13 protein-coding genes are annotated in these 14,563 nt (G+C 72.9%); all 13 read right to left on the reverse strand.

Annotated features, from left to right (window positions below):
• Positions 1-34 precede the first annotated feature (34 nt).
• Entirely contained in the window at positions 35-982 is a 948-nt protein-coding gene (gene argF, locus K3N28_RS02275; protein ID WP_228090850.1) for an ornithine carbamoyltransferase, read from the reverse strand.
• Complete coding sequence (locus tag K3N28_RS02280) at positions 979-2,181, reverse strand: acetylornithine transaminase (protein ID WP_228090851.1); 1,203 nt, start codon at positions 2,179-2,181, stop codon at positions 979-981. Before K3N28_RS02280 ends, argF begins: the two co-directional genes overlap by 4 nt.
• Positions 2,178-3,092, reverse strand: coding sequence for an acetylglutamate kinase (argB, locus tag K3N28_RS02285; RefSeq protein WP_228090852.1), 915 nt, complete (start codon positions 3,090-3,092; stop codon positions 2,178-2,180). The genes K3N28_RS02280 and argB overlap by 4 nt, the downstream gene beginning before the upstream one ends.
• A gap of 67 nt (positions 3,093-3,159) precedes the next feature.
• Positions 3,160-4,314 (reverse strand): bifunctional glutamate N-acetyltransferase/amino-acid acetyltransferase ArgJ, encoded by a 1,155-nt coding sequence (gene argJ, locus K3N28_RS02290; protein ID WP_228090853.1) that lies wholly within the window; start codon positions 4,312-4,314, stop codon positions 3,160-3,162.
• Positions 4,311-5,324, reverse strand: a complete 1,014-nt coding sequence (argC, locus tag K3N28_RS02295) for an N-acetyl-gamma-glutamyl-phosphate reductase (RefSeq protein WP_228090854.1) — start codon at positions 5,322-5,324, stop codon at positions 4,311-4,313. The genes argJ and argC overlap by 4 nt, the downstream gene beginning before the upstream one ends.
• An 88-nt stretch (positions 5,325-5,412) precedes the next feature.
• Entirely contained in the window at positions 5,413-6,054 is a 642-nt protein-coding gene (locus K3N28_RS02300) for a response regulator transcription factor (RefSeq protein ID WP_228090855.1), read from the reverse strand.
• Positions 6,055-6,102: 48 nt separating this feature from the next.
• Positions 6,103-7,341, reverse strand: coding sequence for a sensor histidine kinase (locus tag K3N28_RS02305; RefSeq protein ID WP_228090856.1), 1,239 nt, complete (start codon positions 7,339-7,341; stop codon positions 6,103-6,105).
• A 155-nt stretch (positions 7,342-7,496) separates the two neighbouring features.
• On the reverse strand, positions 7,497-7,916 hold the full coding sequence (locus K3N28_RS02310) for a DUF4190 domain-containing protein (protein ID WP_228090857.1): 420 nt from the start codon (positions 7,914-7,916) through the stop codon (positions 7,497-7,499).
• Positions 7,917-7,969: 53 nt separating this feature from the next.
• On the reverse strand, positions 7,970-8,656 hold the full coding sequence (locus tag K3N28_RS02315) for a phosphatase PAP2 family protein (RefSeq protein ID WP_228090858.1): 687 nt from the start codon (positions 8,654-8,656) through the stop codon (positions 7,970-7,972).
• 51 nt (positions 8,657-8,707) lie between these two features.
• Positions 8,708-9,085 (reverse strand): DUF4190 domain-containing protein, encoded by a 378-nt coding sequence (locus K3N28_RS02320; RefSeq protein ID WP_228090859.1) that lies wholly within the window; start codon positions 9,083-9,085, stop codon positions 8,708-8,710.
• Positions 9,086-9,139: 54 nt separating this feature from the next.
• Positions 9,140-10,717 carry a penicillin-binding transpeptidase domain-containing protein gene (locus tag K3N28_RS02325; protein WP_228090860.1) on the reverse strand — a complete coding sequence of 526 codons (1,578 nt, stop codon included), beginning with the start codon at positions 10,715-10,717 and terminating at the stop codon, positions 9,140-9,142.
• Between the two features lie 130 nt (positions 10,718-10,847).
• The gene (gene pheT / locus K3N28_RS02330; RefSeq protein ID WP_228090861.1) at positions 10,848-13,343 is read right to left on the reverse strand and encodes a phenylalanine--tRNA ligase subunit beta; all 2,496 of its coding nucleotides are present in this window, start codon (positions 13,341-13,343) and stop codon (positions 10,848-10,850) included.
• Between the two features lie 4 nt (positions 13,344-13,347).
• On the reverse strand, positions 13,348-14,415 hold the full coding sequence (gene pheS, locus K3N28_RS02335; protein ID WP_228090862.1) for a phenylalanine--tRNA ligase subunit alpha: 1,068 nt from the start codon (positions 14,413-14,415) through the stop codon (positions 13,348-13,350).
• Positions 14,416-14,563: the final 148 nt, after the last annotated feature.

Below are 14,563 nucleotides of genomic sequence, written 5' to 3' on the forward strand. Positions count from 1 at the left end.
GGGCGGGCGACGGGCGGGCGCGACGGGTGTGGGCTCATGACGGCTCTCCCACGAGCCGGGCGAGGAGCGCCTTCTGGGCGTGGAGCCGGTTCTCGGCCTGGTCGAACACCCGCGACCGGGGGCCGTCCATGACCTCGTCCGTGATCTCCTCGCCCCGGTGGGCCGGGAGGCAGTGGAGGACGATCGCGTCGTCGGCCGCGTGGGCGAGCAGGTCGCCGTTGAGCTGGTACGGGCGCAGCTCGGCGAGGCGCTGCTCGCCGTCGGTCATGCCCATCGAGACCCACGCGTCGGTGGAGACCACGTCCGCGCCCGCCACGGCCTCGACCGGGTCGGCGGTGACGGTGACCGATCCGCCGGTGGCGGCGTTGATCGCGGCGGCGCGGGCCAGGACCTCGTCCGCGGGCCGGTAGCCCTCGGGGGCGCCGATCCGGACGTGCATCCCGGCCATCGAGCAGGCGATGACGGTGGAGTTGCCCATGTTGAACGCGGCGTCGCCGACGTAGGCGAGGGTCGTGCCCTTGAGCGGCCGGTGCTCGGCGACGGTCTGGAGGTCGGCGAGGAGCTGGCAGGGGTGCCAGCCGTCGGTGAGGGCGTTGACGACCGGGACGCTCGCGTGGGCGGCGAGCTCTTCGATCCGGTCGTCGCCGAAGGTGCGGATCACGATGGCGCTGACGTACCGGGAGAGGACCCGGGCGGTGTCGGCGACGCTCTCGCCGCGGCCGAGCTGGGTGGACTGGGCGTCGATCACGACCGAGTGGCCGCCGAGCTCGGCGATGCCGATGTCGAAGGACAGCCGGGTCCGGGTGGAGGGCTTCTCGAAGACGACCGCGACGGACTTGGGGCCCGCGAGCGGGCGGTAGCCGTGGCGGTCGGCCTTCAGTTTCGCGGCGAGGTCGAGGATGTCGGCCTGCTGCGCGACGGTGAGGTCGTCGTCTTTGAGGAAGTGCGGCGTGTTCGGCTGGGCCGAGTGCTTGACGGTCACGGTCGACCTCCAGGGGCGGAAACGACGGCGTCGAGGGCTTCGATGAGCTTGTCGCAGAAGGCGTCGAGCTCGGCCCGGGTGATGGTGAGCGGCGGGGCGATCCGGATCGTGTCGGGCCGGGGGGCGTTGGCGAGGACGCCGAGGCCGATGAGGTGCTCGACCGCCTCGGCGGCGACCGGCTCGGCGAGGGCGATGCCCCGCCACAGGGCCTGGCCCCGGATCTCGGTGACCCGCGGGTCGGCGGCGAGCCGGGCGTCGAGGTGCTCGCCGAGGGCGAGGACGTTCTCGAGGAGGTGCTCGCGTTCGATCGTGTCGATCACCGCGAGGGACGCGGCGCACGCGATCGGGTTGCCGCCGAAGGTGGAGCCGTGCACGCCCTTGGCGAAGAGCGCGGCGGTCGCGTCGGTGGCGAGGACCGCGCCGATCGGGACGCCGCCGCCGAGGCCCTTCGCGAGGGTCACGACGTCGGGCACGACGCCTTCGGCGTGGTGGGCGAACCAGGCGCCGGTGCGGCCGAAGCCGGACTGGATCTCGTCGAGGACGAGCAGGGCGTTGCTGGAGGCAGTGATCTCCCTGGCGGCCTTGAGGTATCCGGCGGGTGCGGGCATGACGCCGGTCTCGCCCTGGGTCGGTTCGATGAAGCAGGCGGCCACGGTGTCGTCCACAGCGGACTTCAGGGCGTCGGCGTCGCCGTAGGGCACGAACGCGACGTCCCGCCCGAAGGGCCCGAAGGCGTCGCGGATCGCGGCCTTGCCGGTGATCGAGAGGGCGCCGAGGGTCCGGCCGTGGAAGCCGTTGTCGGTGGCGACGATCTTGGTGCGCCCGTTGGCGTTCCCGTGGAGGATCGCGAGCTTCAGGGCGGCCTCGTTGGCCTCGGCGCCCGAGTTGCACAGGAAGACCTTGCCGGGGTTGCCCCACAGTTCGAGGAGCTTCTCGGCGAGTTCGACCTCCTTCTCGTGCAGGAAGAGGTTCGAGCTGTGGGCGAGCCGGGCGGCCTGGTGGCTCACGGCCTCGACCAGCGCGGGGTGGTTGTGCCCCAGGCTGGAGACGGCGATGCCGCCGATCATGTCGAGGTAGGCGTTGCCGTCGACGTCGGTGACGGTGCGGCCCTCGCCCTCGCGGAGGGCGACGGGCGGGAGGCCGTAGTTGCCCATCAGGGCGGCGGCGTACCGGGTCTTGATCTGCTCGGAGTAGGTCATTTCGCCTCCACGACCATGGTGCCGACGCCGTCGGAGGTGAAGATCTCCAACAGGGTCGAGTGGGGGACGCGCCCGTCGATGACGTGCGCCTGGGGGACGCCGCCCTTGACCGCCCGCAGGCAGGCCTCCATCTTCGGGACCATGCCCGACTGGAGGGAGGGCAGGAGGCCGGCGAGCCGGTCGGTGGTGATCTGCCGCAGCAGGGAGTCCTTCTCCGGCCAGTTCTCGTAGAGCCCCTCGACGTCGGTGAGGACGATGAGCTTCTGCGCGCGGAGGGCTTCGGCGAGCGCGGCGGCGGCGGTGTCGGCGTTGAGGTTGTAGAGGACGCCGTCGTGGTCGAGCGCCACAGTGGAGACCACGGGGATGCGGCCGGCGTCGATGAGGTCGTCGATCGCCGCGGTGTTCACGGAGGCGACGTCGCCGACGCGGCCCACGTCGACCCGTTCGCCCTCGACCTCGGCCCACCGCCGCTTGGCGGTGAACAGCTGGGCGTCCTCGCCGGACATGCCGACCGCGAAGGGACCGTGGTTGTTGATGAGCCCCACCAGTTCCCGGCCGACCTGGCCGACCAGGACCATCCGGACCACGTCGGCGGCCTCGGGGGTGGTGACGCGCAGGCCGCCCTTGAACTCGGAGGCGATGTTCAGCTTGGCGAGCATGGCCGAGATCTGCGGGCCGCCGCCGTGCACGACGACGGGCTTGATGCCGACGTAGTGCAGGAACACCATGTCGGCCGCGAACGCGGCCTGGAGCTCGGGGTTGATCATGGCGTTGCCGCCGTACTTGACCACCACGATGGAACCGGTGAACCGCTGGAGCCACGGGAGCGCCTCGATGAGGGTCTCGGCCTTGCCCAGGGCGGACTGCAGGTGCGGTGCGAGATCGGCGTAGCCGTTGTCGGCGAAGCTCATCGGCGTTGACTCCGGTTCGGGGTGGACGAGCGAAGCGAGTCGGCTGGGCGGGGTGACGAGTGTGGGCTCATGTCGAATATGCCGAATTCTCGTGGACGTAGTCGTGGGACAGGTCGTTGGTCCAGATCGTGGCCGAGGCCGCGCCGTTGTGGAGTTCGACGTCGATCGCCACGTCGCGGCCCGTGAGGTCGACGAGGTCGCGGCTCTCGCCCGCGGCGCCGGCCTTGCAGATCCACACGCCGTTCACGGCGACGTCGACCGCGTCGGCGTCGAAGGGGGCCTTGGAGACGCCGACGGCCGCGAGGATCCGGCCCCAGTTCGGGTCGGAGCCGAAGAGGGCGGTCTTGACGAGGTTGTCGCGGGCGACGCACCGGGCGACCTCCACGGCGTCGTCCTCGGTCGCCGCGCCGGAGACGGTGATCGCGACGTCCTTCGTGGAGCCCTCGGCGTCGCTCAGGAGCTGGCGCGCGAGGTCCTTGCACAGGTCGGTGAGGGCCGCGGTGAACTCGTCCGCGTCGGCCTCGACGCCGGAGGCGCCCGACGCGAGGAGGAGCACGGTGTCGTTGGTGGACATCGAGCCGTCGGAGTCGAGCCGGTCGAACGAGTAGCGGCAGGCCGTGCCCAGCGCGGCGTCGGCGAGCGGTCCGTCGATCACGGCGTCGGTGGTGAGGACGACGAGCATCGTCGCGAGGCCGGGGGCGAGCATGCCCGCGCCCTTCGCGATCCCGCCGACGGTCCAGCCCGCCGGGCCGGTGATCGATGCGTGCTTGGCGACGGTGTCGGTGGTCATGATCGCGGTGGCGGCGGCCTCCCCGCCGTCGGCGGCGAGCGCGGCCGCGGCGGCCTCGACGCCGGGCAGGAGCTTGTCCATCGGCAGCTGCTCGCCGATGAGCCCGGTCGAGCAGACCGCGATCTCGACGGCGCCGCAGCCGAGGACCTCGGCGGTCTTCTCGGCGGTGGCGTGGGTGTTCTGGAAGCCCTCGGCGCCGGTGCAGGCGTTCGCGCCGCCGGAGTTGAGGATGACGGCCTTGACCTTGCCGTAGGTCAGGACCTGCTGCGACCACTTGACCGGGGCGGCCTTGACGCGGTTCCCGGTGAAGCGCCCGGCGGCCACCTGGAGCGGGCCCTCGTTGACGACGAGCGCCACGTCCGGCCTGCCGGAGGCCTTGAGCCCGGCGGTGACGCCGGAGGCCGTGAAGCCCTTGGGGGTCGTGACCGTCACGGCGCCACTCCGTTCACGGTGAGGCCCGCGGCCTCGGGGAGGCCGAGCATGAGGTTCGCGCACTGCACGACCTGCGCGGCCGCGCCCTTGCCGAGGTTGTCGATCGCCGCGGTGACGATGATCCGGCCCGAGTCCTTGTCGACCGCGCCCTGGAGCTGGACGGCGTTGGTGCCGTAGGTCGCGGCGGTCGAGGGCCACTGGCCTTCCCGCAGGACGTGCACGAAGTGCTCGCCGTCGTAGGCCTTGGCCAGCGCGGCCCGCACGTCGCCCGCGTCGAGCTCGGCGGTCGCCTTGGCCGTCACGGTGGCGATGATGCCGCGCGGCATCGGGGCCAGCAGCGGGGTCATCGAGAGGGAGGCCGCGCCGGAGGCCTGCTTGATCTCGGGGACGTGCTGGTGCGCGCCCACCTTGTACGGGCTCATGGAGCCCATGACCTCGCTGGCGAGGAGCTGCTTCTTGGGGGCGTTCCCGGCCCCGGAGGTGCCGGAGGCGGCGACGACCACGACGTCCTCGGCCGCGGCGATCCCCGCGTCCAGGAGGGGCCGCAGCGCGAGGATCGTGGCGACGGCGTAGCAGCCGGTCGCGGCGACCCGGGTCGCGGCGGCGATCCGCTCGCGCTGGCCGGGCAGTTCGGGCAGGCCGTAGGTCCAGGTTCCGGCGTGGGGGCCGGGGTAGTAGGCCTCCCAGGCGGCGGCGTCTTCGAGTCGGTGGTCCGCGCCGAGGTCGACGATCTTCTGGTCGGCCGGGAGCTGGGCGGCGAGCGCGGCCGACTGGCCGTGCGGGAGGGTCATGATCACCAGGTCGGCCTCGGCGAAGGCCTCCGGGGTGGTCGGGGTGAAGCGTCGGTCGCCGTACGCGGTGAGGTGGGGGTGGACCGCGGTGATGAACTCACCGGCGTTGCTGTGCGCGCCCGCGGCGACGACGTCGAGCTGCGGGTGGTCGGCGAGCAGCCGCAGCACCTCGCCCCCCGCGTAGCCGCTGGCGCCGGCCACGGCGACCTGGTACGTCACTGGAAACCTCCGTCTTGAATGACTATGCAGAGAACTGTATCAGCATTCAAGTCGGACGGGAACGCCTGTTCCGGTGTGTGGGACGTGACTATCGCCCCTGTTCACGGGCGAAGATGGCGGCCTGGACGCGGCTGGTGAGGCCGAGTTTCGCGAGCACGCGGGTGACGTGGGATTTGACCGTGGCCTCGGCCATCCCGAGTTCGGCGGCGATCTCGGCGTTCGACATCCCCTCGCCGATGAGCGCGAGGACCTCGGTCTCGCGCGGGGTCAGGCTCGCCAGTCCGGCGTGGTCGACCGCGATCGGGGCGTAGGCGGGGCGCGAGCGCGCGAACTCGGCGATGAGGCCGCGCGTGACCGCCGGGGAGATGAGGCCGTCGCCGCGCGCGATCGTGCGCACGGCCTCGACGAGCGTCTCGGCGTCGGCGTCCTTGAGCAGGAAGCCGCTCGCACCCGCGCGCAGGGCGTCGAAGACGTTCGCGTCCTCGCCGTAACTGGTGAGGACGAGGACGTCGGCGGCGCCGCGCAGCTCGGCGGCGGCCGCGATGCCGTCCTTGCGGGGCATGCGCACGTCCATGACGACCACGTCCGGGGACAGTGCCCTCGCGAGGTCGACCGCCTCCACGCCGTCCGCGGCCTCCCCGACCACCTCGATGTCGTCCGCGCTGTCGAGCAGCATGCGCAGGCCCGCGCGCACCGCGGCGTGGTCGTCGGCGAGCAGGACGGAAATCATCGGTGTTCACTCCGTTTCGGGGAAGGCGAGCGCGCGGCGACGGGACCGTCAACGCGGGATCAGGTTCGGGAAGCGGCGGGCGGGAGGCTCGGCCGGCGGCGCGAGGTCGTCGGGACCGCCCGTCGGGATCTCCGCGTGGACGCGCCACCGGCGGCCCTCGGGTCCGGCCCGCACCTTGCCGCCCAGGAGGCGGACCCGCTCGGTCATGCCGACCAGTCCCGCTCCCCCGCTCGGCACGAGGTCGGTTCCCGGGCGCACCGCGTTCGCGACCTCGACGGTGACCCGGTCGTCCCCGTAGCGGATCGCGACGGCGGCGTCCGAACCGTATTTGAGCACGTTCGTCAGCGCCTCCTGGACGACCCGGTAGGCGGTGAGCTCGACCTCGCCCGGCAGGGCCCGCACCGGTCCCTCGGTCGTGAAGTCCACTTTGAGGCCGACCGCCCGCATGCGCTCGACCAGCTCGGGCACCTGGTCGAGCCGGAACGACGCCAGCTCCTCGCCCTCCCCCGTCCCGTTCTCCGCGGCGCGCAGGAGGCCGATGATGCGCCGCAGCTCGGCCAGGCCCTCGACGCTGGAGGAGCGGATCGCCGCGACCGAGGTCCGCATCGTCTCGGCGTCGAGGTCCTTGCGGGCCTGGAGGGCCGTGGACTGGAGGGCGATCGCCGACAGGTAGTTGGCGACGGTGTCGTGCAGCTCGCGCGCCATCAGGGTGCGCTCGCGCAGCACGGCCTCGCGGCGGCGCACGTCCGCCAGCCGCGCGGTCTGCTCGGCCCGCTCGGCCTCCAGCATCGCCCGCTCGTGGGCTTGGCGCACGATGACGCCCGTGAACACCGGCGAGGCCGTGACCAGCGCGGCGATCGCCAGCGAGCTGATCACCGAGGCGGCCCTGCCGTCCGTGACCGCGACGTAGACGCCCACCGCGAGCACGACCGCCACCACCGCGGGCATCATGATCGCGAGCCCGCGCCGGGAGCCGTAGCGGGCGTACGAGTACAGGTTGTCGGTGAAGACGAACACGACCGCCAGCGAGAACCCGATCGCGAACTCCGTGCCGAAGCCGAGGACGCCCAGCGCGAGCGTGACGCCGGGCCGGGCGCGCCGCAGCACGACGCCGGTGCAGACCAGGAGCAGCGGCACGTACCGCACCCGGTCGGGCACCTCGATGCCGAACCGCTCGTAACTGCCGAGCGCGAGCAGCGACGCCCCCGCGAAGAACAGGAGGACGGCGGCGATCACATCACCGCGATGGACGCGGCTGAGGAGGCTGGACGGGCGCGGCGGGCTCATGTTCCCATCCCATCATGCCCGGCGCGGTGCGGCCTCGGTCTGGATGCCTAACCACGCCTCCGACTTTGGTCGGACCCGCCGCGTTCGGGTCGGCCGCGTCGGCCCTGCGGGGCCGGGCCCTCCGGCCGCGGCGGTCGCCGCGGTGACCGCCTACGTCAGAATCCGGCCGCCAGGCCGATGATCCAGGACGGGTCGTCGGGGGGGTAGGACGTCGGCCAGTCCTCGATCTCGTTGACGGCGGCCCCGATCATCGCGACGGCGAAGACGTAGTACGCGATCCAGAAGAGGGTCGCCGCGACCCCGATCCACCCGAGGACGATCCCGGCGGTGGCCATGCCGTCGCCGCCGTCGCCGGACTCCCGGATCTGGCGCTTGGCGACCATGCCGAAGATGATGCCGAGGACTCCCACGATCGAGCACACGCCGACGATGCCGCAGACCATCGCGGCGATCGCCATCCCGTTCGTGGGGCGCGGCGGCGGGAACCGGTACGGCGCGTATCCGTACGGCGGGTACGGCACGTAGGGCGGCGGGGCCTGGTACGGCTGGTACGGATTGGGGTCGGGCGTGGACATGGGGCACCTCTCGAACGAACCGGGCTCGCCCCCTCAGCTTAGGGGCGCCGCGCTCATGCGCGGTGTCCCGCAGCGGTCCGCGCGTGCTCGGCCGCCGCTCGCGCGGCCCGCTCGCGGTCGAGCAGGGGCGTCATCGCCCACCAGGTGAGCGCGGCCACGGCCCAGCCGAGGGCGGCGCCGGCGATCGTGTCGGTCAGCCAGTGCGCGTGCTGCCAGTTCCTGGCGAGCATCATCGCGATCGTCAGCACCGCGCCGATCGGCCACCAGAACTTCAGGTGCCGGGCCGGGATCGCCACGGCGGCGATCACCACCACGAACGCGGCCATGCGCGCCGCATGGCCCGAGGGGAAGGCCAGCGAGGCGGTCTCGACCATGATGTCCGCCGGGCGCGGGCGGGCGGAGAGGGTCTTGAGCAGGTCGACCACGAGCGCGGTCACCGCGACGGCGGCGCAGGCGAAGACCGCCGAGCGCCAGCGCCGCATCAGCAGCAGCGCGACGGCCGCGGCCGCCAGCACGAGCAGGCCGGACTGGGCGCCGACGTGGTAGAACAGCTCGGCCGCCTGCCACGCCGGTCCCTCGGCGGGGCCGCCGACGAGGCCGTTCCACCAGTCGTCGACGTCTTGCCACGGCGGGGCGTCCGGGTCGGCGCGGATCCAGAGGGCGTCGCCGAGCACGCCCAGCGGGATCGCGATCGCCAGGATCAGCGCGAGCCTGGACTTCGGAAAGCCGTTGGGCGTCATGGGCGGCATCGTATCGGAGGCGCCGATCCGGGCCGCGGGCCGTCAGCGCGCCTAGTAGGTCGTCGAGTAGGAGCTGGCGGCCGAAGTGACCGCGACGATGACGACGACGAAGTAGAGGATCCAGAAGATGGTGAAGGCGATCCCGATCCAACCGAGGACGACCCCGGCCTTGGCGAGCGGGCGGCCGATGCCCATCCCCATCTCGATCTGCCGCTGCGCGCTCTTGCCGAGGACCAGCGGGATGACGCCGAGCGGGGTGGTGCAGAACAGGACGCCGCAGACGAGGGCGGCGACGGCCTTGCCGTTGATCTCGACGCCGGCCTGCTGCGGCGCGTACTGCTGGGCCATCGGCATCCCGGGCGGGGGCGGCATGCCCGGAGGCGGCGGAGCGGAGGGCTGCGATTGCTGTCCGTAAGGGTCGTAGGTCATGGCGGATCCTCGGGCTCGATGGGGCGCTGATGTGAAGCACCGTAGCACCGTGTCTCAACAGAAGGGCCAGTCGCAGTCCTCGGTCGTCGGGACCTCCGTCGACGGCGGTTCGGAGCTGGGCTCCGGCTCGGGTTCCTCAGTGGTCGGATCGGGCTCCGGCGCTTCGCTGGTCTCGGGCGCCGAGGGCGACTCCGACTCGGTCGGGGACGGGGACTCGCCGGCGCCGCAGGCGTCCTCGTCGGGGTTGGCCCGGCAGTACTCGCTGCCGGGGTCGATCCGGCCGTCGTCGTCGGCGATGCCGTCGGTGAGGTCCTCGCCCGCCCCCGAGGCGCCCGGCAGCTGCTCCGGCTCGTAGTCGTGCACCTCGATGGCGGTGTCGATGAGGTTGCGCCACAAAGGCAGGCCACCGTCGCCGGCCGCCGCGCCGTCGGCCCACGCGGCGACGCTCAGCTGCGGGATGGCGCCGACGAACCAGGACTGGGTGGTCGTGCCGTGGTAGTCGGCGGCGACGCCGAAGTAGTCGCGGTCCTCGATGGCCTCGCTCGCGCCGAGGCCGAGGAACTGGAGGTCCTGCGCGGTGGTCTCGGCGAGGGCCCGGTCGGTGCGGACGCCCTCGCCGGGCTCGACCGTCGCGTCGTCGGTGTCGATGACGCGGTCGATGAAGTGGGTCTCGGCGTGGACGCCGCCCGAGGCGATCGTCGCGTAGACGCTCGCCATGTCGACGACGCTCACGGGGTAGACGCCGAGGTCGGCGGCCTCGAGACCGTCGTACTCCCCTGCCGCGAGGTCGCGGACGGCGCCTTCCGCGTCGGTGACGGCGGTGAGCCCCATGCCTTTGCCGGTGTCGAGGACCGCCTCGACGCCGTACTGCTCGGCGACGGCGTCCATGGCGGCGGCGTGGGAGTCCTGCACGGCCGCGGCGAGGGTGACGTCGGCGTCGTCGCCGCGCCACCAGGACTCGATGGAGGCGCCCGCTTCGAGCGCGGTCGCGGCGGTGACCATGTCGAACACCGACAACGGCGGATGCGGTGCGGCCGGGCCGATCTGGTCGACGCCCGTGGCGCCCTCCGCGCCGTAGTAGCACCGGACCGCGCCGGTGCCGGGTTCGACGGCGACGACCCCGGCCTCCCCGGGGGTCGCCTCGGCGGCCTCCTGGAGCGCCTTGTCGAGGGTGAGGACGACGCGGAAGCCGTCGGGGCGGGCGGCCGCGTCGTAGAGCTGCTCGGGGGTGAGCCCGTAGCGCGCTTCGAGTTCGGCGTCGATCTGCTCGGCCAGGGCGGGGTGCCGCTCGGCGAAGTCCGCGGGCAGCGACTGCCCGCCCGCGTAGAGGAACGCCGCCTGCGCTTCGCCGCCCGCGCCGGAGGCGTCGTCGGGGAGGTCGCCGAGCACGATCGCGACGCCGAGGACGACCACGAGGCTCACCGCTCCCGCCACGGCCAGGTGCAGCTTGGTGAACGCCACGTCGCCGATCTTGCCGGGCAGGGTGATGCCGAGGGGGAGGGCCGGGGCCGCACGGCGCTTGCCGCTGTAGCCCGGGGTGCGGGCGCCGGCCCGGCGATGGCCGGACGGGTCGCCGTGCGAGCCGGTCCGCCTCCGCCGCCTGCCGACGCGAGAGGGGTTCCCGTTGTTCACACACGTACCTTAAAAGGCGCGGACCATACGGTAAGCCGCGGCTCCGGGCCTACGCCGCGTAACCGTGTGACACGGACATGCGGAACGGGGCGCGGCATCGCCTTCGCGATGCCGCGCCCCGACGGCGGTTCTAGACGCGGATCGAGGCGCCGAAGCGCTCGGCCGCGACCGCCACGGCCGCGTCGCGCACGGCCACGCCCTCCTCGTTGGTGAGCGTCCGGTCGGCCGCGCGCAGCTCCAGCTTGAACGCCAGGGACTTGCGGCCCTCGCCCAGCTTCGCGTCGCGGTAGACGTCGAACAGGTGCAGGTCCTCGAGCAGGTCGCCCGCGCCCTCGCGCAGGGCCGCCTCGACCTCGCCGGCCGGGACCGACTCGGCGACCACGAGGGCCACGTCGATCAAGGTGACCGGGAAGTGCGAGATCACCGGCGCGGGGGCCAGGTCCTGCAGCGGCAGGGCCGAGATCGCCATCTCCATCGCGGCGGTGCGCCGCGGCAGGCCGAGGCGCTCGCAGACCTCCGGGTGCAGCTCGCCGGCGTGGCCGACGACGACGCCGTCCACGCGCAGCGCCGCGCACCGGCCCGGGTGCCACGGCGCGGCCTCGCCTTGGGCCACGTCGAGCGTCACTCCGGAGGCCTCGGCGACGACCTCCGCGGCCTCGATCGCGTCGGCCCAGTCCACGGCCCGCCCGGGCGCGTCGACCCCGGCGGGCACCGCCTGTCCGCACAGGACCGCGGCCACGTGGCGCGGCTGCACCGGCAGGCGCCGGATCGCGGCGGCGACGGCCTCGTCCTCGGGGCGCTTGGCGACCGGCAGCTCGACGACCTCCAGGTCGGTCCAGCCGTCGGCGGGCTGGAAGACCAGGCCCTCCTCGAAGACGGCGAGGTCCCGCGCGCCGCGCGCGAGGTTGAGGCGCACGGCGTTCACCAGGGTCGCGAGGACGGTGGTGCGCAGCAGCGGCGCGGCGTCGTCGAGCGGGTTGAGCACCGCGACGGCCTCGCGCTGCGGGTCCTTCTCGTCCAGGCCGAGCTCGTCCGCGCGGTCGCGGGAGACGAACGGGAACGTGTAGGTCTCGACGAAGCCGTTGTCGGCCAAGGCGCGGGCCACGCGGCGGCGGCGGCGCTGGGCGGCGGTGAGGCCGGTTCCGGCGATCGCGCGCGGCGTCGCCGAGGGGACGTGCGCGTAGCCGTGCAGCCGGACGACCTCCTCGACCAGGTCGGCCGGGTCGGTCAGGTCCGGACGCCACGAAGCGGGCGTGACGGTGAGGACGTCGCCGCCCTCCACCGTGCCCTCCTTGACGATCCCGCCCACGACGGTGCAGCCGGCCGCTTCGAGCATCGACACGACCAGTTCGCGGTCGTAGTCGACGCCGACGGTCCTCGACGGCAGGTCCACCGGCATGACGATCGGCGCGGCCGGTTCGCGGTGGTCGACGTCGGCGACCTCGTCCACGAGCGTGCCGCCGCCGTACTCGACCAGGAGCTCGGCCGCGCGCTGGGCGGCGAGCAGGCTCAGGGCCGGGTCCGCGCCGCGCTCGTAGCGCTTGGAGGCCTCGGAGGTGAGGCGGTGCCGCCGGGAGGTGCGCGCGATCGCCACCGGGTTCCAGTGCGCCGCCTCGATGAGCACGTTGCGGGTGTTCGGCCCGACCTCGGAGGTCTGGCCGCCCATGACGCCGGCCAGCGACAGCGGGCCGGTGCCGTCGCAGATCACCATGTCCTCGGGGTCGAGCATGCGCTCCACGTCGTCGAGGGTCTTCAGGGTCTCGCCGGGCCGGGCGCGGCGCACGACCATGACGTCCTCGAGCGCGTCGCGGTCGAAGGCGTGCAGCGGGTGCCCCAGTTCGAGCATGAGGTAGTTCGTGACGTCCACGGCGAGGCCCAGCGGGCGCATCCCGGCCTGGGCGAGCCGCTTGGCCATCCACTCCGGGGAGGCCGCGTTGGCGTCCACGTCGCGCACCTCGCGCAGCGTGAAGCGGGTGCAGCCGTCGGTCTCCACGCGGACCGGGTACGGCGGGACCTCGGTCGCGGTCGGCTCGGTCGCCTTCGCGGCCGGGTCGGTGAACGCGACGCCGAGGCGGTGGGCGACCTCGCGGGCGATGCCGCGCACCGAGAAGCAGTAGCCCATGTCCGGGGTGATCGCCAGCTCGAAGACGACGTCGTCGAGGCCGACGAGCGGGCGCGCGTCGGCGCCGACCTCGCCGTCGGGGAGGACGATGATGCCCTCGTGGTCGTCGGAGACGCCGAGTTCGCGGGCCGAGCAGATCATGCCGTCCGAGAGGCGGCCGTAGGTCTTGCGGGAGGCGATCCGGAAGCCGCCGGGCAGCTCCGCGCCCGGCAGCGCGACCACGACGAGGTCGCCCTCGCCGAAGTTCCTCGCGCCGCAGATGATCGAGCGCGGCTCGGCCTCGCCGACCTCCACGTGGCAGTGGCGGATCGGCTTCTTGAACTCCGTGAGCTCTTCGATCGAGGCGACGCGGCCGACCACGAGCGGGCCGGTCACGCGCCCGCGCAGGTCGTCGACCTCCTCGACTTCGAGACCGGATTCGACCAGCGCGGCGTCGAGCGCCTCGGTGGTCAGGTCCGGGGGCAGGTCGGCGTACTCGGCGAGCCACGAGACGGGAATCCTCATCGGGTTACTCCTCCACCTTCAGCCCGGTCGGGAACCGGACGTCGCCGTCGATGATGTCGCGCAGGTCGGTGATGCCGTGGCGCAGCATGAGCGCGCGCTCCACGCCCATCCCGAACGCGAAGCCCGAGTAGACGTCGGGGTCGATCCCGCAGGCGCGCAGCACGCGCGGGTTGACCATGCCGCAGCCGCCCCACTCGATCCAGCGGGGGCCGTCCTTGTGCGCGGCGAACCAGACGTCGACCTCGGCGCTCGGCTCGGTGAACGGGAAGTACGAGGGCCGCAGGCGGGTGATCGCGTCGGGCCCGAAGACCGATTTCGCGAAGTGGTCGAGGGTGCCCTTGAGGTCGGCCATGGTGATGCCCTCGTCGACCACGAGGCCCTCGGTCTGGTGGAACACCGGCGAGTGGGTCGCGTCGACCTCGTCGGTGCGGTACACGCGGCCGGGCGCGACCGTGTAGATCGGCGGCTCCTGCGTGAGCATGGTGTGGATCTGCACGGTCGAGGTGTGGGTGCGCAGCACCATGTTCGAGCCGTACTCGCCCTTGCCGTCGGCGATGTGGAACGTGTCCATCATGGTCCGGGCCGGGTGGTCGGGGTGGATGTTGAGGGCGTCGAAGTTGAACCACTCCAGCTCGACCTCGGGGCCCTCGCCGATCGCGTAGCCCATCGCGGCGAACAGGTCGGCGATGCGGTCCATCTGGACGTTGATGGGGTGGCGCGCGCCCTGGCGGCGGCGCGGCGTGCGGGCGGTGACGTCGACGGTCTCCTCGCGGAGGATCCGGGCCGCCTCGGCGGCCTCCAGGATCTCCTTGCGGGCCTCGAACACGGCGGTGATCTCGGCGCGGGCGGCGTTCACGTTGCGGCCGGCCTCGCCGCGCTCCTTGCCGGGGATGGAACCGATCGCCCTGCGGGCCAAGGACACGGGGGCCTTGTCGCCGAGCGTGGCGGATTTGGCGGCGGCCAGTTCCTCAAGGTTCGCGGCGGCTTCGATGGCCGCGGCGGCCTGCTTGACGGCCTCGGCGAGCGCCTCGGGCCGGAGCAGGCCGGCCTCGTTCTCGTTCTCTGTGCTCATGCTGCTTTCTCCTGGCGGGACCATAAGGAGTCTAGAAAAGGCGCGCGGCTCTGCCGCAGCCCGCCAGGGAGCAGTAAGGCGTGGACGACTAGCGCCGCAGCCCGCACCCGGCGGGCTGGATAAATTCGCGGTAGCCGTAAGACATGAC

The organism is Glycomyces sp. TRM65418 (genome assembly GCF_019710475.1).
Classification (GTDB): domain Bacteria; phylum Actinomycetota; class Actinomycetes; order Mycobacteriales; family Micromonosporaceae; genus Glycomyces.